This is a genomic window from Corynebacterium frankenforstense DSM 45800, from assembly GCF_001941485.1.
Taxonomy (GTDB): domain Bacteria; phylum Actinomycetota; class Actinomycetes; order Mycobacteriales; family Mycobacteriaceae; genus Corynebacterium; species Corynebacterium frankenforstense.
In genome coordinates, this window is the sequence record NZ_CP009247.1 from 1474918 (window position 1) to 1497578 (window position 22661).

At 71.9% G+C, this 22661-nt stretch carries 15 protein-coding genes; 4 read left to right on the forward strand and 11 right to left on the reverse strand.

The features are described 5' to 3' along the window. Window positions 1-35: 35 nt before the first annotated feature. Window positions 36-1397: a hypothetical protein gene (locus tag CFRA_RS06445; protein WP_156887978.1), complete on the forward strand. Its 1362-nt coding sequence runs from the start codon at window positions 36-38 to the stop codon at window positions 1395-1397. Window positions 1398-1503: 106 nt separating this feature from the next. Here the strand turns inward: CFRA_RS06445 and CFRA_RS06450 are convergent, their stop codons facing one another. Beyond that, window positions 1504-2301, reverse strand: coding sequence for a fumarylacetoacetate hydrolase family protein (locus CFRA_RS06450; protein ID WP_075663947.1), 798 nt, complete (start codon window positions 2299-2301; stop codon window positions 1504-1506). Between the two features lie 96 nt (window positions 2302-2397). Here CFRA_RS06450 and CFRA_RS06455 point away from each other — a divergent pair, with 96 nt between their 5' ends. Beyond that, window positions 2398-3933 (forward strand): cation:proton antiporter, encoded by a 1536-nt coding sequence (locus CFRA_RS06455; RefSeq protein ID WP_075663948.1) that lies wholly within the window; start codon window positions 2398-2400, stop codon window positions 3931-3933. Window positions 3934-3993: 60 nt separating this feature from the next. Here CFRA_RS06455 and CFRA_RS06460 read toward each other — a convergent pair whose 3' ends face one another. Together CFRA_RS06460 and CFRA_RS06465 are read right to left on the reverse strand one after the other, a co-directional pair. Next, window positions 3994-4629: a 3'-5' exonuclease gene (locus tag CFRA_RS06460; RefSeq protein ID WP_083666878.1), complete on the reverse strand. Its 636-nt coding sequence runs from the start codon at window positions 4627-4629 to the stop codon at window positions 3994-3996. After that, the gene (locus CFRA_RS06465) at window positions 4626-6464 is read right to left on the reverse strand and encodes a DUF294 nucleotidyltransferase-like domain-containing protein (RefSeq protein WP_075663949.1); all 1839 of its coding nucleotides are present in this window, start codon (window positions 6462-6464) and stop codon (window positions 4626-4628) included. Before CFRA_RS06465 ends, CFRA_RS06460 begins: the two co-directional genes overlap by 4 nt. 30 nt (window positions 6465-6494) lie before the next feature. On the opposite strand from CFRA_RS06465, the gene CFRA_RS06470 reads away from it, so the two are divergent. Further along, on the forward strand, window positions 6495-8561 hold the full coding sequence (locus CFRA_RS06470; protein WP_075663950.1) for an NADPH-dependent 2,4-dienoyl-CoA reductase: 2067 nt from the start codon (window positions 6495-6497) through the stop codon (window positions 8559-8561). Between the two features lie 106 nt (window positions 8562-8667). Here the strand turns inward: CFRA_RS06470 and CFRA_RS06475 are convergent, their stop codons facing one another. The 8 genes from CFRA_RS06475 to CFRA_RS06510 form a co-directional block, all read right to left on the reverse strand. Then, the gene (locus tag CFRA_RS06475; RefSeq protein WP_075663951.1) at window positions 8668-9690 is read right to left on the reverse strand and encodes a 3-isopropylmalate dehydrogenase; all 1023 of its coding nucleotides are present in this window, start codon (window positions 9688-9690) and stop codon (window positions 8668-8670) included. 224 nt (window positions 9691-9914) lie between these two features. Then, window positions 9915-11501 carry a phosphoglycerate dehydrogenase gene (gene serA, locus CFRA_RS06480; protein WP_075663952.1) on the reverse strand — a complete coding sequence of 529 codons (1587 nt, stop codon included), beginning with the start codon at window positions 11499-11501 and terminating at the stop codon, window positions 9915-9917. 211 nt (window positions 11502-11712) lie between these two features. Continuing rightward, window positions 11713-13548: a hypothetical protein gene (locus CFRA_RS06485; RefSeq protein WP_075663953.1), complete on the reverse strand. Its 1836-nt coding sequence runs from the start codon at window positions 13546-13548 to the stop codon at window positions 11713-11715. Between the two features lie 153 nt (window positions 13549-13701). After that, complete coding sequence (locus CFRA_RS06490) at window positions 13702-15657, reverse strand: GmrSD restriction endonuclease domain-containing protein (protein WP_075663954.1); 1956 nt, start codon at window positions 15655-15657, stop codon at window positions 13702-13704. A 31-nt stretch (window positions 15658-15688) separates the two neighbouring features. Then, a complete protein-coding gene (locus tag CFRA_RS06495; protein ID WP_075663955.1) occupies window positions 15689-16630 on the reverse strand; it encodes a cation diffusion facilitator family transporter in 942 nt (313 codons plus the stop codon). Window positions 16631-16865: 235 nt separating this feature from the next. Next, window positions 16866-17879: a ketol-acid reductoisomerase gene (gene ilvC, locus CFRA_RS06500; protein WP_075663956.1), complete on the reverse strand. Its 1014-nt coding sequence runs from the start codon at window positions 17877-17879 to the stop codon at window positions 16866-16868. Between the two features lie 183 nt (window positions 17880-18062). Beyond that, a complete protein-coding gene (gene ilvN, locus CFRA_RS06505; protein WP_075663957.1) occupies window positions 18063-18608 on the reverse strand; it encodes an acetolactate synthase small subunit in 546 nt (181 codons plus the stop codon). 5 nt (window positions 18609-18613) lie between these two features. Then, window positions 18614-20524: an acetolactate synthase large subunit gene (locus tag CFRA_RS06510; protein ID WP_075663958.1), complete on the reverse strand. Its 1911-nt coding sequence runs from the start codon at window positions 20522-20524 to the stop codon at window positions 18614-18616. A 441-nt stretch (window positions 20525-20965) separates the two neighbouring features. Between CFRA_RS06510 and CFRA_RS06515 the strand changes: the two genes are divergently transcribed. Beyond that, window positions 20966-22654, forward strand: coding sequence for a mechanosensitive ion channel family protein (locus tag CFRA_RS06515; RefSeq protein WP_075664925.1), 1689 nt, complete (start codon window positions 20966-20968; stop codon window positions 22652-22654). Window positions 22655-22661 lie beyond the last annotated feature (7 nt).

Sequence of the window (22661 nt, forward strand, 5' to 3'; positions counted from 1 at the left end):
TGACTTGTTGAACGCTGCCAATGACGGGAGAACCGATGAACGACACCTGGGGAAGCGGCGGCGACGCGGGGAACAACCCCGGTCCCGGCCAGTGGAACAACCCCGCGGATGACGGCCAGTGGGGCGCCGATCCTGCAGGCCGGCAGGGCCACGCCGGAGGACACGAGGGTCATCCCGCGGCCCCGCAGGGCTACCCCGCAGGCCGGCAGGGCTATCCCGCGCCCCAGCAGGGCTATCCCGCGACCCGGCAGGGCTACCCCGTGCCGCAGGGCGGCGGCTACGGCGGCCCCGGCGGTCCCGCCGGCCCCGTCCCCGGCGGTGCCCCCGCGAAGTCCCGGCGCCGGTGGTGGCCGCTGACCGTGATCGCGGTCGTGCTCGTCGCCGCGCTCGTCGCGGGCGGCCTGCTCTACCGGCACTCCCAGCGCGACGCCCCGCCCGGCCCGCTCGGCTGGTCCGCCGACGACGTCGCGGACAAGACCGACGGCGGCGACTTCACCGACTGCGACTTCGGCGACGACTTCTACGAGAGCGCCGGTATCCGGGACTCCGAGGTCCACTCCCCGGAGAAGTGCACCGGCACGGTGCACGCCGGCACCGCCCGGATCCCCGTCGACATCACCACGACCGAGGCCAAGGAGGCGGACGTCCCGGACGACGCCGGCGCCGCCGACCTGCCCGGGCTCGAGGACTGGAAGATGCTGCGCACGTCCACCGGTGGAGACGGTGAGTGGTGGGATAACGGCGCGGCCTGCAACCTCTACGGCCGTGGGTCGCTCAAGGGCGTCCACCTGCGGGCGACGGGAGACTGCGCGTTCATCGCCCCGGCCGCCCGCCAGCTGAGCAACCTAGCCAAACAGTACGAGTTCGACACCACCGACCACGACCTCTTCGACTTCTCCTCCCCCGAGTACATCGAGGTCGGCACCGCCGACGGCAAGGCGGACACCGAGGAGTTCTCGAAGCGCCTGGCCAACGCCAAGCCCCGCGAGGAGGAGATCGACCCCGACACCCCTGACTTCCCTGGATCGGGGCTGAAGCTCAACGAGTTCGAGACCGTGGCCGACACCGGTTCCGGTAAGGGCAAGATCTGCGCGCACACCACCTACCGCCTGGGTGAGGACGTCAACGACGCGCCCCACTTCTCGACCCCCAAGATGTGGCTGATGGCCCCGACGGGCGAGGTTGTCAAGCTCATCGAGCCGCGGTCCTCGTACCGGATGTCCCCGGGCGACACCCACGACATCGATTACTGCGGCCAGACGTTCCGATCCATCAGCGGCGAGTTCGACGCGGTCCTGATCGTCTTCCCCACCGACACGTCGGGATCCTTCTCCCACGACGAGAGCGAGGACGCACTGGCCAGCGAGACCTTCTGGAAGGTTCCGGTCAAGCTCTGAGCGGCGACAGGCCCCGGCGCGCGTGCGCCAGGGCCTGTTTCAGCGGGGGCCTGTTTCAGCGGGGTCCTGTTCCACCGGGGCCTGCGCCCCCGGAGGAAGCCGCGCGTCAGGCGCGCTCGACCGGGTTGCCCAGCACGCCGACGCCGGGCACCTCGATCTCGATGTAGTCGCCGGGCTCCATCGGCGCGGTGCCGGCCGGCGAGCCGGTGCAGATCACGTCGCCGGGCAACAGCGTCATCGACGCGGTGATGAACTCGATGATCTCGCCGAGGTCCATGATCATCTGGTTCGAGTTCGAGTCCTGCTTGACCTCGGTGACCCCGCCGTGGGTCAGCCGCGCCTTGATCGGCAGGTCGTCGGTCTCGATGGCGTCCAGGTCGGTCTGGATCCACGGGCCCAGCGGGCAGAACGTGTCGATGCCCTTGGCACGGGCCCACTGGCCGTCGGAGAACTGCAGGTCGCGCGAGGAGACGTCGTTGACCACGGTGTAGCCGAGGACGACGTCGCGCCAGTTGTCGGCCTTGACGTTCTTGCACGGCTTGCCGATGATCAGCGCCAGCTCACCCTCGAACTCGACGCGGGTGGCGAAGTCGGGGATGCGGATCGGCGCGCCCGGGCCGACGACGGCCGTCGGGGGCTTGATGAACAGCGTCGGCGGCAACTGCTCGGCGGACTGCTTGAAGACCTCGGCGACGTGGTCGGCGTAGTTGCGGCCGATGGCCACCACCTTGCCGGGCAGCATCGGCGCGAGCAGCCGGTACTCCCCCTCCCGGTACTCCTTGCCCGTGTACTGCGGGGCGGTGAACGGGGTGGCCGCGATGGCCTTGGCGGTCAGGTCGTCGCCTTCACCGTCCATGACGGCGAAGGACATACCCTCCGGGGTGGCAATTCTGGCGAAACGCATGCAGGGCAGCCTACCCGCCGCCACCACCTCCGGCAGACACCGGCGTGGGGGTAAAAATGGGGTGATCGCTCACACCGCCCCGAAAGAAGACCCTCCGTGACCGTCCTCGCCGCCCTGGTCGGCCTCATGCTGGCCACCGTCATCGTCGTCGCCGTCGGCGACCGCGCGGGCCTGCCCTGGCCCGTGCTCCTGGTGCTGCTCACCGCCGGCGCCCTGTTCCTGCCCGGCCTGCCGGATCTCGAGGTGCCCGCCGAGATGATCCTGCCGATCTTCCTGCCGCCCCTTTTGTGGGCGCTGGCCCGGCGCACCTCCTGGGGCTCGATCCGCGCCCAGCTGTCCACCATCGTCTCGCTGTCCGTGCTGCTCGTCTTCGTCACCGTCGCCGCCCTGGCCGGCACCGCCCTGTGGCTGATGCCCGGTCTGGGCCTGGCCGGGGCCATCGTGCTGGCCGCGGCCCTCGCCCCGCCGGACCCCGTCGCCGTCGACGCCGTGGCCGAGCCGGTGGGCATCCCCCGGCGCATCACCTCGGCGCTGGCCTCGGAGGGACTGTTCAACGACGCCGCCTCCATCGTCACCTTCCACCTCGGCCTGGCCGCCCTGCTCGCCGGCGAGGACGTCTCCTTTGCCGGGGGCGTCCTCGACTTCGTCTGGGCCGTCATCGCCTCGGTGGTCATCGGGCTTGTCGCCGGGCGCGCGACCGCCTGGTTCACCGACCACGTCGGCGACACCACCGCGCGTAACGCCCTGAGCTGGGTCGTGCCCTTCGCCGTCTACCTGCTCGCCGAGGAGGTCGCCGCCAGCGGGGTGATCGCCGTGGTCATCGCCGCCGTCGAGCTGACCAGCCGGGCCTCCCTGGGCGCCGAGGACCGCCTGTCCGGCGGCGCGTTCTGGGGCACCGTCGAGATGCTCTTCACCGGTGTGGCCTTCGGCCTGATCGGGCTGTCGGTGCGCGACGCCGTCGAGGAGGTCGGCGCCGAGCTGTGGCACGCCGCCTGGGTCGGCGCGGTCCTCGCCGTGGTCGCCGTCGTGGTGCGCGGTATCTGGCTGTGGCTGCTCTACCGGGTCAACATCCGCCGCGGGCGGCGCGCCACCGCCCCGCTGCGCCTCCAGGAGGTGCTGCTGATGACCTGGTCCGGCATGCGCGGGCTGGTCACCCTGGCGCTGGTGCTGTCCATCCCGGCGGGTGCCTCGGACACCCTGCACCACGAGGCCGCCGTCATCGCCCTGGTCGTGCTCCTGTTGACCATGGTGCTGCCCGGGCTGACCCTGCCGGCGCTGATGCGCGCGCTCGACCTGGTGGAGAGCCCCGAGCAGGTCGACCACCTGCACGACCGGGCCCGGCGCGCCGCGCGCGACTACCTGGCCGGGCACACCCGCGACCTTCCCGAGGAGGCCCACGAGGCGGTCGGGCGCTGGGTGCGGGTGCGTTTCGACGAGCACGAGTCCGGCCACGGCCCCGACCACGAGGAGATCGAGCGCTGGCGCGGGGCGGCCCAACAGCTGCGGCTGGCCTCGCTGCGCGCGGCCCAGCAGGAGCTGCTCGCCGCCCGGGGTGAGCGCGGGGTGGACCCGGGGGCGGTCGACGAGGTGCTCCAGGAGATCGACCGGATGATCCTGGCCGCCCGCGGCTGACACCCCGTATACCGCACGATCTACCGCACGAGCGTGCGTGTCACCGCACGAGCGTGCGTGTCACCGCACGAGCGTGCGCGCCGGACGGTCCTCTCTGCCGGCGGTCTGGGCGAGGAAGAGCTCCGCGCAGGCCAGCGCGTCGGTCAGCGCCCCGTGGTTGCGGTAGGCCGGTAGCCCGTGGCGGGCCCTGGCTCTGGGCAGGCGGAGGTCCTCCCCGCGTGGGTAGGTGCCGCGCCGCTCCATCCCCGTGCGCTCGAGGTCCATCGTGTCGACCACCGGCACCCCGCGCAGGCGAAGGAAACGCAGCTCCATCGGGGCGAAGTGCGCGAGCAGCACGCGGCCGTCAAGTGCCTCGGTGACCGCCCGGCGCGCCGCGACGGGCTCGACTCCGCCGGCCACCGCGTCGTCGCCGATTCCGTGCACGGTGGCGGACTGGCCCACCTCGCCGCCGCGCACGATGAGGCGACCGGCCTCCCCGAGGCGGATCTCACGGTCCTCGACGGGCACCCAGGCGACCTCGACGAGGCGGTCGCGGCGGGGGTCCAGTCCCGTGGTCTCGACGTCGACGGCCACAAGGCGCAGCTCGCCGATACTGCGGCGAGGCAGGCGGGCGCGCGCCGGGGAGAGGAGTTCACCGAGGCGCGCCCACAGCCCGTCCGCGCCACTCGTCCGACCCCCGGTGTCGCGGCCCGTCATGCGGCGTGCACCGGGTAGCGGGTGGCCAGCCCGTTCTGCGCGGAGCGGATGACCTGGAAGGAGTCGCGCAGGACGTCGCGGTCGGTACGCGCCAGGCGGGCGGGGTCGATGTGGTAGTCGGGGTGTTCGCCCGCGCGCAGCTGGGCGGCCTGGTGGCGCAGGGCGATGGCCTGCAGGCAGTCGAAGGCGGCGGTGAGGTCGCGGGCGCCCTGCGCGGAGAGGTCGCCCTCGGCCAGGCGATCGCGGGTGGAGGTGGCCGTCGACCCCGCGGCGAGCGCGCTCAGCCGCGCGATCTGCACCACGGCGTGCAGCCCGCCCTTCTTGACGTCCAGGGTGCTGGCGTAGTCGCCGCCGCGCTCGACGACGAGCCCGCGGAAGAAGCTCAGCGGCGGCTGGCGCCGGGCGGCGAGCGTGGCCAGGTGGACGTGGAGGCGCCTCGAGCCCTTCGCCGCGCTGACGGCGGCCGCGCGCACCCGGGCGGCCAGGCGCTCGTCGCCGTGCACGACGCGCAGGTCGAAGAAGGTCTGGGCGTGCAGCAGGGCGTCCGGCCCCGGGGCGGTGGCCCAGGCGGTGAAGGTATCCTCCCAGGCCCGTGCGGTCATCCGCCACCCGGGGTTGAGCGCCATCATCTCGCCCGGACAGAGCACCTGGCCGGCGGCGTCGAGGCCGTGGCAGACGTACTGGGCCAGGCGGGCGAAGTAGGCGCCGTGGGCCGCATCCTCGAAGTCGTCGGCGAGGATGAGCGCGTTGTCCTGGTCACTGGCGAGCATGGTCTCGCCGCGGCCCTGGGAGCCGAGCACGACGAAGGCGTAGTCGACCGGCGGGGTGCCCAGCTCCTCCTCGGCGAGCTCGCACAGGCGCACGGCCACGGCGTCGACGAGCGCGGTCATGATGGTGCCGGCCTCGGCTCCCCCGGTCCCGCGCTCGACGAAGCGGGCCGTGACCTCCGCGGCGTGCCGGAAGGCCCCGGTGAGCTGCCCGGGCTCGGCGGCGCGCGCCAGGTCGGCGGCCAGGTACACGGGGTCCTGGCGCATGAGTGCCATCACGTCGCCGGTGGTGATCACCCCGACCAGCTCCGCGCCGTCGACGACGGGCAGGTGGTTGGCCCCCAGGCGCGCCAGGGTCAGCAGGGCCGCCAGCGCCGGCTCGCCGGGGGCGACGGTCGCGGGCTCCGGGGTCATCACGCGTGCCACCGGGGCGCTCGGGTCCACCCCGGCGGCGAGGACGCGGCCGCGCAGGTCGCGGTCGGTGAGGATGCCGGTGAGCCGCCCGGAGTCGGTGACCATCAGGCTCGAGGAGCGGGCTGCCTCCATCGCCCGGGCCGCCGCGGCGATCGACTCGCCGGGTCCCACGGTGTGCGCCCCGTGGCTCATCAGCTCGGCGACCGGGGTGGACAGGGCCTGGAAGCGGGTGTCGTGCAGCTCGTCGACGGCGGCGCGCATGCGCTTCGTCGCCGAGTCGAAGTAGCGGCGCAGCACCGGGTGGCCGGCGTGCAGCCCGGCGAAGACCTCCCGCGGCATGACCAGCACCAGGCTGTCCTCGACGGTGACCATCTGATAGATCGACTCGGGTTCGCCGACCAGAGTCGAGTAGCCGAAGTAGTCGCCCTCGCCGCGGCGGTCGAGCAGCACCTGGCCGGAGAGCACGTCCACGGCCCCGGAGCGCAGGATGAACATCGCGTCGTTGGTCTCGCCCTCGGTGAGCAGCTCCTCGCCGCGGCGCACGTAGCGCATGGTCAGCTTCGCCGGCAGGCGGTCGAGCTCCTCGGCGGGCAACCGGGAGAACGGCTCGTGGGCGGCGAGGAAGTCGCGGACCTCACGCAATTCGGCGGACATGCGCCAACCCTAGCAAGTAACCTGTGTCACATGTCTGATTCCCGGCACGAGACCGTCACCCCCTTCCCGCACCTGATGCGCCCGCTGCGCATCGGCGGGATCGAGCTGCCCAACCGCACCGTGATGGGCTCCATGCACACCGGGCTGGAGGACCGCCACCGCGACGCCGGCCGGCTCGGCGCCTTCTACGCCGAACGCGCCCGCGGCGGGGTCGGCCTCATCGTCACCGGCGGCATCGCCCCCTCGGCCACCGGCAAGCTGCAGCCCCTGGCCGGCACGCTCACCTCTCGCGGGGACGTCGCCGCGCACCGCCGGGTCACCGACGCCGTGCACGCCGCCGGCGGACTGATCGCCGTCCAGCTGCTGCACGCCGGGCGCTACGGGGTCACCCCGCTCAAGACCGCGCCGGGCACCGAGCCATCGCCGATCCACCCGTTCCGCCACATCCGCCTCAACGCCCCTCTGATCCGCCACGAGATCGCCGCCTTCGGCCGCGCCGCGGCACGAGCCGTGGCGGCCGGCTACGACGCCGTGGAGATCATGGGCGGCGAAGGTTACCTGATCAACCAGTTTTTGTGCCCGCGCACCAACGACCGCACCGACGACTGGGGCGGCGGCCCGGCCAACCGGCGCCGCTTCCTGCTCGAGGTCGTCTCCGCGATCCGCGGGCGCGTGCCGGCCGACTTCCCGGTCATCCTGCGCCAGTCCGTCGCCGACCTGGTCGAGGGCGGGCAGACCTTCGAGGAGATCGCCGAGACCGCCCGGGCCTGCGCGCGCCTGGGTGTCGACGCGATCAACACCGACATCGGCTGGCACGAGTCGCGGGTTCCCACCATCGTCACCTCCGTGCCGCGCGCCGCCTTCGTCGACTTCACCGAGAACCTGCGCGACGTCGTCGATCTGCCGCTGATCGCCGCCAACCGCATCAACACCCCCGAGGTCGCCGAGGAGATCCTGGCCCGCGGCCGCGTCGACGCCGTCGCCCTGGCCCGCCCGCTGCTCGCCGACCCCCACTTCGTGGCCAAGGCCGCCGCCGGCTCCCCGGAGCGGATCAACACCTGCATCGGCTGCAACCAGGCCTGCCTCGACCACGCGTTCTCCGGAAAGCCCGTCTCCTGCCTGGTCAACCCGCGCGCCGGGCGCGAGACCACGCTGCGGCTGACACGCGCCCGCCGCCCGGTGCGCGTCGCCGTCGTCGGCGCGGGCCCGGCCGGGATGGCCGCCGCGGTCTCGGCCGCCGAGTGCGGCCACCGCGTCGACCTCTTCGAGGCCTCGGGGCACCTCGGCGGGCAGTTCGCGCTCGCCGCCGAGATCCCCGGCAAGGAGGAGTTCGCCGAGACCCTGCGCTACTTCACCGTGCGCCTGGAGGAGACCGGCGTGAACGTCCACCTCAACCGCCGGGTGGCGGCCGGGGACCTCGCCGACCACGACCACGTGCTGCTGGCCACCGGCGTGCGCCCGCGTGTGCCCGACATCGAGGGCGTGGACCACCCGAGCGTGTGCACCTACGCCGACGTGCTCTCCGGACGCGTGGAGCCGGCCGGCACCGTCGCCGTGCTGGGCGCCGGAGGCATCGGCTTCGATGTCACCGAGTGGCTGACCACCAAGGAGTCCCCGACGCTCGACCTGGCCGCCTGGGAGCGCGAGTGGGGCGTCAGCCGCGACCCGGACAACCCCGGCTTCGTCACGGAGCCCGTTCCGGACGCACCGGCGCGCCGGGTGACCATGCTGCAGCGCACCGAGGGCAAGATGGGCCGCAGGCTCGGCAAGACCACCGGCTGGGTGCATCGCGCGGCCGTGCGGGCCAAGGGCGTCGAGCAGATCTCCGGGGTGACCTACCGCTTCATCGACGACGCCGGAGTGCACGTCACCCTCTCCGACGGCAGCGCGCACACGGTCGCCGCCGACACCGTGGTGCTGTGCACGGGCCAGGTCTCCGAGCGCGCGCTGGTCGAGCCCCTCGAGCGCCTCGGTGTCCCCGTCACCGTCATCGGCGGCGCGGACGTGGCCGCCGAGCTCGACGCCAAGCGCGCCATCCGCCAGGGCACCGAGGCCGCGGCCGCCATCGACGACCGCGTGCGCGTGCCCGTGCACTGAGCCGCCCACGTTGGTTCCCACCCACGCTTGACGACGCCGCGTGCCACGCCACGTGGCACGAAAAAGCCGACGTCGCGGGGCGCGACGTCGGCAATTCCCGGGTGCTTCAGGCCCGCACGGCGGCGGCGATGCGGTTGCCGACCTCGGTGGTGCGCACCGGGGCGCCCGGCTCGCGGGACAGGGCGTCGGCGGCGACGGTCTCCTCGATGCGGCGGGCGTTGTCCTCGTCGCCGAGGTGGCGCAGCAGCAGAGCGGCCGAGAGGATCGCGGCGGAGGGGTCGGCCACGCCGGTGCCGGCGATGTCCGGCGCGGAGCCGTGGACGGGCTCGAACATCGACGGGTTGGCGCGCGTGGAGTCGATGTTGCCGGAGGCGGCCAGGCCGATGCCGCCGGTGACGGCGCCGGCCAGGTCGGTCAGGATGTCGCCGAAGAGGTTGTCGGTGACGATGACGTCGAAGCGGCCCGGGTCGGTGACCATGTAGATCGTCGCGGCGTCGATGTGGCAGTAGTCGACCGTGACGTCCGGGTACTCCTCCCCGACCTCGGCGACGGTGCGCTGCCACAGGTCGCCGGCGTTGACCAGCACGTTGGTCTTGTGCACCAGGGTCAGGTGCCGGCGGCGGCCGTTCGCGCGCTCGAAGGCGTCGCGCACGACGCGCTCGACACCGTAGCGGGTGTTCTGGGAGACCTCACTGGCGACCTCGTGGGGCGTGCCCTCGCGCAGGGTGCCGCCGTTGCCGCAGTAGAGGCCCTCGGTGCCCTCGCGCACGACGACGAAGTCGATCTCGCCGGGCTCGGCCAGCGGGGAGGCCTCGGGGCGGTGGAGCTTCGCGGGGCGCAGGTTGACGTGGTGGTCCAGCTTGAAGCGCATGGCCAGCAGCAGGCCGCGCTCCAGGACGCCCGGCGGGACCTCGCCGGGCGAGCCGATGGCGCCCAGCAGGATCGCGTCGTGCTCGCGCAGGCGGGCCAGGTCCTCCTCCGGCAGCAGCTCGCCGGTGCGCAGGTAGCGCCGGGCGCCGAGGTCGAACTCGGTGATCTCGACGTCGTCGCGGACCGCCTGGAGGACCTTGAGGGCCTCCGCGGTGACCTCCGGGCCGATGCCGTCTCCGCCGATCACTGCCAGTTTCATGTTGCGGGATTCCTTTCTCGCCTAGTGGGCTTTCGTCCACCCTACAACGTGCTCGGCCGACGCACGTGCGCACCCTCATTTTCGGGGGTGACGCCTGCGGAGACGCCGGTGGACGCGCCGGCGGAAGCAGTGGCGGAAGCGGTGGCGGCGACGCACCCGGACACACCACGGCCCCCGGGGCGTCCGTCCGTGGACGCCGCGGGGGCCGGAGGGTCTGCCGGGGACTATCCCAGGTTGAGCTGGACGGCGGTGGCGCCCAGGGCCGAGCAGATGTCCTCGACGAGCTCCTCGGGCACCTCGCGCTCGACGCGCAGGATCAGGGTGGCGCCGTCGCCCTTGGCGGCCTGGGTGAGCGCGGCGGCCTCGATGTTGATGTCGGCCTCGCCCAGGCGGGCACCGGCCTTACCCAGGGCACCGGGCACGTCGGTGTAGCGCAGGAAGAGGTTGTGGCCCTCCGCGCGCATGTCGACGCCGCGGCCGTTGATGCGCACGATCTTCTCGACGCGCTCCAGGCCGGTCAGCGCACCGATGACGGTGGCGCGGGCGCCGTCGGCGCCGATGACGGTGACCTCGAGGACGGAGCGGTGGGTCGCCGACTCGGTGGCGGTGGAGACCTTCAGGTCCACGCCGCGCTCCTCGGCGATGCGCGGGGCGTTGACGAAGGTCACCGGCACCTGGGTGATCGCGGAGAAGAGGCCGCGCAGGGCGGACAGGCCCAGGCCGTCGACCTTCTCGGTGGACAGCTCGCCGCGGGCCTGCACGGACACGCTGTCGGGGGCCTCGCCGAGGAGACGGCCGGCCAGCAGGCCGAGCTTGCGGGCCAGGTCCATCCAGGCGGCGACCTCCTCGCCGACGGCGCCGCCGGAGACGTTGACGGCGTCCGGGACGAACTCGCCGGCCAGGCACTTGAGCACGGAGGCGGCGACGTCGGTGCCGGCGCGGTCCTGCGCCTCGACCGTGGAGGCGCCCAGGTGCGGGGTGACGACGACCTCGTCGAGCGCGAACAGCGGCGAGTCGGTGCACGGCTCGGTGGAGTAGACGTCGAAGCCGGCGCCGCGGATCCGGCCGGCCTTGATGGCGTCGGCCAGGGCCTGCTCGTCGACCAGGCCGCCGCGGGCGGCGTTGATGATGATCTGCCCCTCCTTGGCCTTGCCCAGCAGCTCGGCGTCGAACATGCCGGCCGTCTCCGCGGTCTTGGGCAGGTGGATGGTCACGAAGTCGCTGCGCTGCATCAGCTCGTCGAGGTCGACGAGGTCGACGCCGAGCTGGGCGGCGCGCGCGGGGTTGGCGTAGGGGTCGTAGGCGACGATCTCGTCGACGTCGAAGGCACGCAGGCGCTGCGCGAAGAGCTGGCCGATGTGACCGAAGCCGACGATGCCGATCGTCTTGCCGAAGACCTCGACGCCCTTGAAGGAGGAGCGCTTCCACTCGGCGGCGCGCAGGGTCTTGTCCGCCGCCGGGATCTGACGGGCGGTCGACAGCAGCAGCGCGATGGCGTGCTCGCAGGCGGAGTGGATGTTGGAGGTCGGCGCGTTGGCGACCATCACGCCGCGCTCGGTGGCGGCGTCGATGTCGACGTTGTCGAGGCCCACGCCGGCGCGGCCGACGATCTTCAGGTTCTCGGCGGCCTCGAGGACCTCGCGGTCCACGGTCGTCGCCGAGCGCACCAGCAGCGCGTCGGCCTCGGGAACGGCGGCCAGGAGCTCCGGACGGTTCGGACCGTCCACCCAGCGCACCTCAACGGAATCCCCCAGTGCCTCCACGGTGGAGGGTGCCAGCTTGTCGGCGATCAGAACGACTGGACGGCTCACGTCTTCTCGTCTCCTATGGTGTGTTCGTGCGATAAGGACCGCGGCTCACTCTACGCGCGGTATCGCAGATCACAGGCACCGCCCCTTGTTAACCTCACCCCCATCACCCCCGGGGTGGGCGGGGCGTTCCCCCGCAAGTGACGAACGGTGCCCCGACCGGAAGTGGGACACACCGTCCCACCGGTCCGCCCCCGCCCCGTGGCCGGCACGCCTACTGGTAGGAGATGAACCAGGGCCGCGGCTCGACGGCGAAGGTCTGCTGCGCGTCGAACATCGGCTGGTCCTCGTCGAAGAAGTTCTTCCAGGCCATGTTCCAGACCGGGTCGAGCCCCTGGCGCAGCACGTTCCAGGTGTCGAACTTCTGCTCCGGCACACCGTGGCCGTCGGCGTGCAGCACGTAGGACAGCTCGGCGTGGTCGGTGTTGATCTGCTCGCGGTCGCGCAGCATCTGCACCTGGAACTGGTGGACCACGAAGGCCTTCTGCGGCAGGTTGTTGTCGCGCACGAGCTGGGCCAGCCACTCGGAGACCTCGTCGACCTCGTGGGCCTCCACGGAGCCGACGCGCTGGGCGGGCAGCTCGTCCGGTCCCATGTGCCACTCCGGGTCGAGAGCCAGGCCGACGTTCGGCCGCTTGAGCAGCTCCTCGTAGCGCTTGGCCTGGTCCAGGAAGTTGCCGCGGCCCGGCTGCAGGTCCAGCACGGCGTAGCCGCCGGCGTCGGTGATCGCGTCGACCCAGGGGGTCAGCTCCTCGATGGTGGCCTCGTTGGAGTAGTCGCCGTCCTCGCCGGGGAACTCGCTGGCGACGGTCGCGATGATCTCGAAGGTCGGGATGACCGGCTCGTCCTCGTCGATGGCCTGGTACTGATCGACGATGCCGCGCACGTAGTCGACCGACTCCTGCGGCGGGCGCTCGCCCATCACGCCGAGGTCGCCGCCGGACGGGTGGCCGTAGAGGGCGACCATGCGCCGGCCCGGGAAGACCAGGTGGCCGCCGCCGGGCAGCTCCGCGGTCTCGCGTGCCGAGGCCTCGATGGCGCCGGTGAGACGCTCGGCGGAGCCGAACTGCGCGCCGAGGGCGACCAGCGGGCGGTCGGCCAGACCGGCGACCGCCTTCGAGGCCTCCTCGCTCACGCGCGGGTCCGGGTAGTCCATGACGTAGACGTCGGCGCCGTAGGCGCGAGCGTTGGCGACGTCGACCGCCGGGGACTCCGGGGTGGCCAGGACCACCGGCGGGTTCTCCCGCGGGGTGGACACCGGCAGGGCGCCCTCGGCGTCGCCCGACTCCCCGGACTGCTCCGCCTCGCCGCCGGACTTGTCCTTGTTCTCGTCCTTGTCTTCCGCCGGCTGCGCGTCCGGCGAGCCCTCCGCGCCGTCAGCGGCGGGGGCCTCACCCTCGGCCGGCGCGGCCTCGGCGGGCGCGGGGTTCTCCAGGCCGGCGCCGGGGGCGAGCTCCTGCGGGTTCTCGGCGTCGAACTCGGCGAGCGCACGCACCGCACCCTTGTCGGCGGGCACCTCGGTGCGCTCGAAACTCAGGCTCGTCAGCTGCTCCAGGCCGTCCTCGCCGGCCGGGGCGCGCACGACGGTCAGGCCCTCGACGTCGGGGGCCTTGACGTCGCCGAAGGTCACGGCGATGCTCGCGCCCAGACGCTCGATCTCGTCGGCGACCTCGCCGGCCGTCTCGGGGGTGACCTCGAGCAGCGGGGCGTGGGCGGCGACGGCGGCGGAGGCCGCGCGCAGCTGGTCGGCCACATCCGGGCCGGCGAGCACGACGGACTCGGAGGAGTCGAAGAAGAGGGCGCTGGACTCCACGCCGGTGCCGGAGGCGTCGGCGAGGACCTGCGGGCGGTCGCCGAAGCGCTCGTCGACCTCGCGGTCGCGGTTCTGCTCCGCGGCCTCCTCGACGGAGGCGGCGGAGGTCGCGGCGGCCGTGTCCGACCCGTCGCCCTCCCCACTGTCCGAGCAGGAGGTCAACACCGTCGCCGCGATGGCGGCGGCGGCCGTGGCGGAGGTGGCGCGGAAGAGGAGGCGGCGCTTGTTCGTCGACATGTCTCGTGAGTCTAACGGTAAGCGCCGCGCGCCCGCCGTCCGCCCCGTGCGGCGCGTCATCCCCGCGCGGCGGCCCGGTACCCGGCCGGAACGCCCCGGTCCCCCGTGGCGCGCCGCCGCCCCGTGCGGCGCGCCCGACCCCCGATCTCTCGGCTACTCCCCGGAGTCGCCGTTCTCGGCGGTCTCCGGCTCGACGCCCTCGGCCTCGTTATCGGCCTCGGCGACGTCAGCCTCGGCCGCCTCGTCGAGGTCACCCTCGGCCTTGGCGTGGGCACCCCCGCGCCGGGCCGCGCCCTCGGCGGCGCCGGCGACGGTCGCGGCGTCGGAAATCTCGCCCTCCTCGCCGTCGTCCTCGGCGGCGTGGCGGCCGAGCAGCTCGCCGTCGCGGATGATCTCCTTGCCCATGGCGTACTCGATCATGCCGATGATGCGCTCGCGACGGTCCTCGAAGAAGGCGTCGAAGTCGCCGCGCAGCACGTAGATCGGGGTGATCTCGTGGGTGGCCAGCACCTCGTCGAACTCGTCGTCGTCCATCAGCGACTTCGACTGCACGCGCGGCAGGTACCGCGGCGGCGTCTGGTTCTCGATGACGACCTGGGTGCGCCGCGACATCGGGGTGCGGTTGACCACGCTCTCGCCGCGCAGCTCGTCGACACCCTCGCCCTCCGGGAAGATGCGGGTGAAGTGCGGGCGCATCTGGTCGTAGGACCAGCGGTCGAAGGTCGCGCCGGTGCGCCAGTCGCGGGCACCGCGGCCCATGAACAGCGCGTAGATGCCGTGGTGCAGCGGGCTGCCCGGCTGGGCCGAGAGCAGACGGTCCTCGTGGAAGGTCGCGTCACGCACGGTCTTCGGCTCCTCGTCGGTCTCGCCGGCGACCCAGGCGGTGACCTCGTTGACGTCGCGGGCCATGCGGTTGCGCACGGCGGCCGAGCCGTAGAGCTCGCCGAAGACGCCCGACCAGAACCAGCGGTTGATGCGGTCCCAGGCCTTGGTGTTGGACAGCGCGCCGTCGTCGCGGTCGGCCAGCAGCGCCAGGATGACGGCCAGCGGGATGATCTGCTCGGTGTAGGGCACCTGGGACAGCGAGAGGATGCAGCGCTGCAGCAGGAACTCGGCGGTCTCGCGCAGGGTCACGCGCACGACCTGGGCGGCCTCGCGGTACTCGGCCAGCGACATGGCCAGCACGTCCTCGCGGTGGCCGCCGGCGCGGCCCTTGCGGGCGCTGACCAGGAGCGCCACGGCGGTGAGGAACTCGTTGCGGCCGATGCCGTCGAGGGCCGGGTACTCGCGCAGGGTCTTCTCGGTGCGCGCCCAGTCCTCGGCGAAGGAGAAGTCCGGGTCCTCGGCGGAGAAGACGGCGGTCAGCAGCTCGAAGACGTCCATCTGCAGGCCGGCCGAGTTCGCCTGGGCGAAGATCGAGCCGATGCCGGTGCTCTCGGTGCCGCGCTCGAGGCGGATCATCGGGATGGAGTAGCGCGCCAGCGGGTAGACCACGGAGTTGAAGAACTCCTTGGCCGGGCCGCGGTTGTCGTCGCTGACCTGCGCGACCAGGTCGAACAGCAGGTTCATCGCGTCGTCGCCGAGCAGCGCGGAGACCGGGATGCAGCCCTCCTGCAGAGCGGTCTCCTGATCCGGCAGGCCGCCGGGGATCTCAGGGGCGAAGTGCGAGCGGATCTGGCCGTCCTCGCCGACGGCGAAGACCGCGGAGTCCGGCACCAGGTCCCCCTCGACGGCGCGGCGCACGTCGACGTAGAACTTGCGGCGCACCGGGCGGCCGCGGAAGTCGGTGGTGTCGACGAAGCCGTCGCCGCCGAGGCAGTGGTACAGGGTGGTCAGGCGCTGCTGGCCGTCGAGCAGCAGCATGCCGGGCGCGTTGCCGGTGTCCGGGGCGCCCTCGATGGGGCGCGGGCGGAAGCGCAGCGGCATGTTGCGCGTGTCGAGGGCCATGAAGCAGCCCACGGGGAATCCGCGCAGGACGGTGACCAGCAGCGAGCGGATCATGTCGACGTCCCAGGAGTAGTCACGCTGGAAGTCGGGCAGCTGGAGGTCGCCGCGGTCGATGCGGGCGAAGAGGTCGGAGAGTCCGTAGCTCGGGGTCGAAAATCCCATGGGACCAATCGTAGCCGGGCCCGGACGTCGGTCAACAGACGTGTTCGTGGCGCTCGTGGCCGGGCTGCTCCAGCTGGATCGTCGAGTGCGTGACCCCGAGCCCGGCGAGCATGTCCTGCGCGTCGTCGAGCACGCCGCAGCCGTACATGTCCTCCGCGTCGACGACGAGGTGGCAGGTCGCCAGCACGTCGGTGCCGTCGGTGGACCACAGGTGCAGGTCATGGACGGCGACCACGCCATCGACGGCCTCCAGCGCGCCGGCGATCTCCTCGACGTCGACGTCGGCCGGGGCGCGCTCGAGCAGCACGTTGACGGAGGCGGCGAGGAGCCGCAGGGAGCGCGGCAGCACCAGCGCGGCGATGACGAACGAGGCGATGGTGTCGGCCGGGGTGAATCCGGTCACCCAGATGACCACGCCGGCGACGATGACGGCCACCGAGCCCAGCAGGTCGGAGAGCACGTGCAGGTAGGCGCCGCGCATGTTGAGGCTGTCGTGCTGGCGGCGCACGAGGATCGTCGCGGAGACGCCGTTGGCCACCAGGCCGATCGTGGCCACGGCCAGCATGACGGGCACGTCGATCTCTTCGGCCGAGCCCAGGCGGCGCACGGCCTCGTAGACGATGTAGACGGAGATCGCGGAGACGGCCAGCGCGTTGACCAGCGCGGCGAGCACCTCCACGCGCCGGTGGCCGTAGGTGGCCCGCTTCGACGGCGCGCGCCGGCCGATGAGCATCGCCACCAGCGCGAGGATCAGGCCCGTGGAGTCCGAGAGCATGTGCATCGCGTCGGAGAGCAGCGCGAGCGAGCCGGAGACGAAGCCGGCGGTGAGTTCCGCGAGGAAGATCACGGTGGTCAGGGTGATCACACCGAGCAGGGCGCGCAGCGACTTCGGGGCGTGCGAGTGGCCGTGGGGGTGGTCGTGCGTGTGCCCGTGGCGGTGGTCTGCGCCGTGGCCGTGTGCGGTGGCGTCCATGCCCCTGAGGATACCCTTTTTCCGCCTTATTGGGAATGTATTGAAAACGCGTGCCGCTCCCCCGCCGCCCCGGCACCGACCCCCGCACACACGACGACGCCGCGGGGAGCGTGAACTCCCCGCGGCGTCGGTGATTGACGACGTCGCGCGTGCCGGCGGGTGCGGCACGTGCGCGCCGCCGGCGCCCGCGGCGCCGGCACGGCCGGCCCGGTGGGCCGGGCGGACCCGGTGGACCTTAGGCGGTCGCGTCGAGCGGGTTCTTGACCCAGCTCATCAGGTCGCGCAGCTTGGCGCCGGTCTTCTCGATCGGGTGCGCGGCGACCTCGGCGCGGCGGGCCTCGAGGTCCTTGTTGCCGCCCTCGATGTTCTTGAGCAGCTGCTTGACGAAGGTGCCGTCCTGGATCTCCGTGAGGACCTCCTTCATGCGGTCCTTCGCGCCCTCGTCGACGATACGCGGGCCGGAGAGGTAGCCGCCGTACTCGGCGGTGTCCGAGCAGGAGTAGTTCATGTTGCCGATGCCGCCCTCGTAGATCAGGTCGACGATCAGCTTCATCTCGTGGCAGCACTCGAAGTAGGCCATCTCCGGCTCGTAGCCGGCCTCGGTCAGCACCTCGAAGCCCGTCATGATCAGGTACTCCAGGCCACCGCACAGGACGGCCTGCTCGCCGAAGAGGTCGGTCTCGGTCTCGGCCTTGAAGGTGGTCGGGATGACGCCGGCGCGGCCACCGCCGATGGCCGCGGCGTAGCTCAGGGCCAGGTCGCGGCCGTTGCCGTCCGGGTCCTGCTCGACGGCGATGAGCATCGGGACGCCCTTGCCGTCGACGAAGGTGCGGCGGACCAGGTGGCCCGGGCCCTTCGGTGCGACCATGCCGACGGTGATGGAGTCGGCGGGCTTGATCAGGTCGAAGTGGATGTTCAGGCCGTGGCTGAAGAACAGCGCGTTGCCCGGCTCCAGGTTCGGCTCGATGTCGTCGGCGAACAGCTTCGCCTGGGTGGTGTCGGGCGCCAGGATCATGATGACGTCGGCCCACTTCGCGGCCTCGGCGTTGGACTTGACCTCGAAGCCGGCCTCGCGGGCCTTCTCGGCGGACCTGGAGCCCTCGCGGAGACCGATGCAGACCTCGACGCCGGAGTCGCGCAGGTTCAGCGCGTGGGCGTGGCCCTGGGAGCCGTAGCCGATGACGGCGACCTTGCGGCCCTGGATGATGGACAGGTCAGCGTCCGCGTCGTAGAGAACGTCAATGGCCATGGGAGTTACTCACCTTTCTGGTGACACATTGTCTGGCAGGGATCGTCTGCATTCAGCGCCGCCCGATCGGAAATTTTTAAGGTTCCGATCGGACAACACGTGAATTACAATACACCCTACCAGAGATTTCATTGGTTGGGATAATTCGGCAAAACGCCAGTACAGTCGTCTCGCCACGTGGGATTACTTTTTGCCGCTTGATTCTGCCGGTGCCAGGACCTTGCGACCGCGGTTGAGCGCGATCTGCCCGGACTGGATCATCTCGCGGACCCCGAAGGGCTCGAGGACGTCCAGCAGCGCCCGCAGCTTGCCCGGTGTGCCGGTCGCCTCGATGACCACCGACTCCGGAGCCACGTCGACGACGCGGGCGCGGAAGATGTTCGCCGCGTCGACGACCTTGGGCCGGTTCTCGTTGTTGGCGTCGACCTTGACCATCAGGATCGCCCGGGCGATCGTCGACTCCTCCTCCAGGAGGCGGACCTTGAGCACCTGGATGATCTTGTTGAGCTGCTTGGTGATCTGCTCGATGCTCTTCTCGTCGGCGTCGACGACGATCGTCAGGCGGTTGATGCCCTCCGTCGCGGTCTTCGCCGAGACCAGCGAGACCAGGTTGTAGGAGCGCCGGGTGAACATCGCCGAGACCCGGGTGATGATGCCGTCGACGTCCTGGACCAGGACGCTCAGGATGTTGCGCTTCTTCTGCGGCGCGACGTTGGCGGTGGGTGCCACGGGGCTCAGTCCTCCTTCTTCTTGCCGGCCGCACCCGCCGCGCCGGAGGTCCCGGCCTGGGCCGACTCCTCCGCACGCGTGTCGAGGTGCTCGCCGATGGTCTCGTCGATGGTCTCCGGGGCCTCCGCCGCCGAGTGCTCCTCGTCGAAGAGCGGGCGCAGGCCCTTGGCGTACTGGATCTCCGAGTTCGAGGCGCCCGCGGAGATCATCGGCCAGACCTGGGCGTCCTCGCCGACGATGAAGTCGATGACGACGGGGCGGTCGTTGATCCTCCGGGCCTCCTCGATGGCCGGGGCGACCTGGTCCCGGTCCGTGACCCGGATCGCGACGCAGCCGAGGGACTCGGCCAGGCCGACGAAGTCGGGCACGTACTCACCGCGGTTGCGCAGGCGGGTGTTCGAGTAGCGGCCCTCGTAGAAGAGGGTCTGCCACTGGCGGACCATGCCCAGGTTGCCGTTGTTGATCAGGGCGACCTTGACGGGCATGCCCTCCACCGCGGCGGTGGTCAGCTCCTGGTTGGTCATCTGGAAGCAGCCGTCGCCGTCGATGGCCCAGACCTCGGCGTCGGGCCGGCCGGCCTTGGCACCCAGGGCCGCCGGCACGGCGTAGCCCATGGTGCCCAGGCCGCCGGAGTTCAGCCAGGTGCGCGGGTGGGCGAAGTCGAGGAACTGCGCCGCCCACATCTGGTGCTGGCCGACGCCGGAGACGTAGACGGCCTCCGGACCGACCGTCTTGGCCAGGGTCTCGATGACGTACTGCGGCGAGAGCGAGCCGTCGGCCGGCTCGTCGTAGCCGCGCGGGAAGCGCTCGCGCAGCCCGTCGAGGTAGTCGCGCCAGTCCTCGGTGTCCGTGGTCGCCTCGCGGTGGCGGAAGGTCTCGGCGAGCTTGACCAGGGTCTTGCGCGCGTCGCCGACGATCGGCACGTCGACGGCGCGGATCTTGCCGATCTCGGCCGGGTCGACGTCGGCGTGGATGACCTTCGCCTCGGGCGCGAAGGTGTCCACGTCGCCGGTGACCCGGTCGTCGAAGCGGGCACCGATCGCGATCAGCAGGTCGGAGCGCTGCAGGGCCGCGACCGCCGGCACCGAGCCGTGCATGCCGGGCATGCCCATGTAGAGCTCGTGGTCGGTGGGCATGGCCCCCAGCGCCATCAGGGTGGTCACCACGGGGATGTCGGTCAGCTCGGCGAAGGCGCGCAGCTCGGCCGCGGCGTCGGCCTTGATCACGCCGCCGCCGACGTAGAGCACGGGCTTCTTCGCCTGCTCGATCATCTCGACGGCCTGGCGCACCTGCCGCGAGTGCGGGGAGGTGACCGGCTTGTAGCCGGGCAGGTCCAGCTCGGGCGGCCAGACGAACTCGGCCGTGGCGTTCTGGACGTCCTTGGGCACGTCGACCAGGACGGGGCCCGGCCGGCCGGTGGCGGCGAGGTGGAAGGCCTCGGCCAGCGCCTGGGGGATGTCGTGGACGTCGGTGACCATGAGGTTGTGCTTGGTCACGGGCATGGTCACGCCGCGGATGTCGGCCTCCTGAAAGGCGTCGGTGCCGAGCATGCCGCGGCCGACCTGGCCGGTGATCGCCACGATCGGCACCGAGTCGAGCATCGCGTCGGCCAGGGCGGTGACCAGGTTGGTCGCGCCCGGTCCGGAGGTCGCGATGCACACGCCGACCTTCCCGCTGGCCACCGCGTAACCCTCCGCCGCGTGCCCGGCCCCCTGCTCGTGGCGCACGAGCACGTGACGGACCTTCTCGGAGGAGTACAGGGGGTCGTAGAGCGGCAGCACGGCGCCGCCGGGAATGCCGAAGACGACGTCCACGCCGAGCTCCTCGAGGGAGCGCACGATCGCCTGGGCGCCCGTGATTGCCCCTCCCGCCCCGGGGGCGGGTGCCGTGGGCCTGGTGTCTGCTTCCACGTTCACGTCTTGTTGGCTCCTCACCACTTCACATCTCTTCTCCCCGCCCGCGGGCCGCGGGTGGGACTGGACAAAAAACGAAAAAGCGCCCGACCGGATCGTCTCCGCCGTGTGGCGGTGCGTTCCGGGGGCGCTAGCCGAGCTCGACTTGTACGTCCGTTACGGCACGCGCCGTGCGGTTCCGAGTACAAGCCAAATAATGTCCATGTGAGGCATCATACACAGTGCGGTGAGTCGCCCAAAATCAGCCAGGTCACCCACCCCCGGAAGACATGACATCAATCACTCCCGATGAATGGAACCGCAGGTCCACGGGGTGGGATACGCCGTTCGCCCCGCGGGAACGGGGGCACCCCCGTACCCCGCCCGCCGTCAGCCGCGTACCGGTTTCCCGGGAGTCGCCTGGACGGGGCCGTAGACCCGCGGACCGCGGCTAGGGTGGGCGGCATGCCGATCGGATACATCCTGACGGTGATGTGGCAGTGGATCGCCGACAAGGGCATCACGCTCGCCCTGATCACCGTCGCCGCGCTGATGGTGCCGCGCCTCGGGCGCTTCCTCATCCGCGAGATCAACACGCGCATCGAGAACTCCCAGGAGCAGCAGGAGGGCAAGACCTCCCTGGCGCTGACCACCGCCGCGGTCTACATCGGCCAGCTGGTCGCCTACTTCCTGCTGATGGTCTTCTTCCTGAGCACGCTCGGCTTCTCGCTGGCCGGCGCGGCCATCCCCGCCACGGTCGTCTCCGCCGCCCTCGGCCTCGGCGCGCAGAGCATCATCGCCGACTTCCTCGCCGGGTTCTTCATCCTCACCGAGAAGCAGTACGGCATCAACGACTGGGTGCGCTTCGAGGGCTCCGGCGTGGAGGTCGAGGGCACGGTCATCTCCATCACCCTGCGCGCCACCCGGATCCGCACGCTGGCCCAGGAGACGATCACCATCCCGAACTCGACGCCGAAGGTCTGCGTGAACTCCTCGCAGTACTGGTCGCGCGCGGTGGTGACCATGCCGATCCCGCTGCGCAGCTCGCACTCGACCGAGGAGGCCATCGACCGGGCCGAGGACGCCGCCGCCCGCGCGCTGCACCGCGAAGAGATCCGCGACGACGTCCTCGACGAGCTCGTCGTCCAGCCCGCCGTCGACGTCACCCCGCCGAGCACCGTGGGCACCCCCTGGACGATGTCGGTGCGCCTGATGGTCACCTCCTCGGCCGGCGCGCAGTGGGCCGTCGAGCGTGCGATGCGCACCGCCATCCTCGACGAGTTCTGGGACGAGTACGGCGCCGCGCCGAGCCTCACCGGCGCTCCGGTCGACCACGACCTGGCGCACAACCGCGACGTCGCTCCCCCGACCGCGCTGTTCACCGCCGCCGAGCGCCGCGACGCCGCCGGCGACGGGCACTCCCCCGCAATTGACGACGTCGCGCCCGGCACCGCGGGCGGGAACGGCACCGTCGCCGCCTCCGGCGGCGCGGCCGCGCACGCCGCAGCCCCGTCGCACGGCACCGGCGACGGGGAGGGCGCGACGTCGGAAATCGACGCGCAGACCCGCGCCATGCCCGCCCACTCGGGCCCGGAGGCCCGGCCCGTCTCGCCGGTCTCCCCCGAGGACGACCCCGCGGCCCAGAAGCAGGCCGGCGAGGACGCCCTCGACGAGGACGCCGAGGCGGAACGCCACACCGGGCTGCTCAGCCTCGGCGGGCGGGTGCGCCCCTCGACCACGTTGCTCGGCGTGGCGATGGCCGTGCTGCTCTTCCTGTGGGCCTCGACGGTGCAGACCGGCGAGGGCTGGGAGGGATCCGACGGGTGGCTCGCCCCGCGCACCGACGACACGGTCAGCTCCACCCCGGAGACCACGCAGGAGCAGACCGTCGAGGAGTCCTACCCGGAGACCACGCAGCCGACCACCACCGCCGGCACGGCCGAGCAGACCCCCGAGGACCAGGCCACCGCGACCCCGGGCGAGGGCGCCGGGCAGACCGAGCCGCAGCGGCCCGACCAGCAGGACCGCTCGCCGAACCAGAACGGCCAGACCAGTGTCGCCCCGACCGAGCAGCCCGCCGAGCCGACCGGCGACCAGGCCGACCCCGACGCGCGGTCGGGGTCCGGAGTCGGGGGCGGCGCGACGGCTGACTAGTATTGCC

Bases quoted from the DNA above. Each gene is read 5' to 3' on its own strand.
- CFRA_RS06445 (WP_156887978.1), top strand. From the start codon at position 36: ATGAACGACACCTGGGGAAGCGGCGGCGACGCGGGGAACAACCCCGGT.
- CFRA_RS06450 (WP_075663947.1), bottom strand. From the start codon at position 2,301: ATGCGTTTCGCCAGAATTGCCACCCCGGAGGGTATGTCCTTCGCCGTC.
- CFRA_RS06460 (WP_083666878.1), bottom strand. From the start codon at position 4,629: ATGACGGGCCGCGACACCGGGGGTCGGACGAGTGGCGCGGACGGGCTG.
- CFRA_RS06465 (WP_075663949.1), bottom strand. From the start codon at position 6,464: ATGTCCGCCGAATTGCGTGAGGTCCGCGACTTCCTCGCCGCCCACGAG.
- CFRA_RS06470 (WP_075663950.1), top strand. From the start codon at position 6,495: ATGTCTGATTCCCGGCACGAGACCGTCACCCCCTTCCCGCACCTGATG.
- CFRA_RS06475 (WP_075663951.1), bottom strand. From the start codon at position 9,690: ATGAAACTGGCAGTGATCGGCGGAGACGGCATCGGCCCGGAGGTCACC.
- CFRA_RS06485 (WP_075663953.1), bottom strand. From the start codon at position 13,548: ATGTCGACGAACAAGCGCCGCCTCCTCTTCCGCGCCACCTCCGCCACG.
- CFRA_RS06490 (WP_075663954.1), bottom strand. From the start codon at position 15,657: ATGGGATTTTCGACCCCGAGCTACGGACTCTCCGACCTCTTCGCCCGC.
- CFRA_RS06495 (WP_075663955.1), bottom strand. From the start codon at position 16,630: ATGGACGCCACCGCACACGGCCACGGCGCAGACCACCGCCACGGGCAC.
- ilvC (WP_075663956.1), bottom strand. From the start codon at position 17,879: ATGGCCATTGACGTTCTCTACGACGCGGACGCTGACCTGTCCATCATC.
- CFRA_RS06515 (WP_075664925.1), top strand. From the start codon at position 20,966: ATGCCGATCGGATACATCCTGACGGTGATGTGGCAGTGGATCGCCGAC.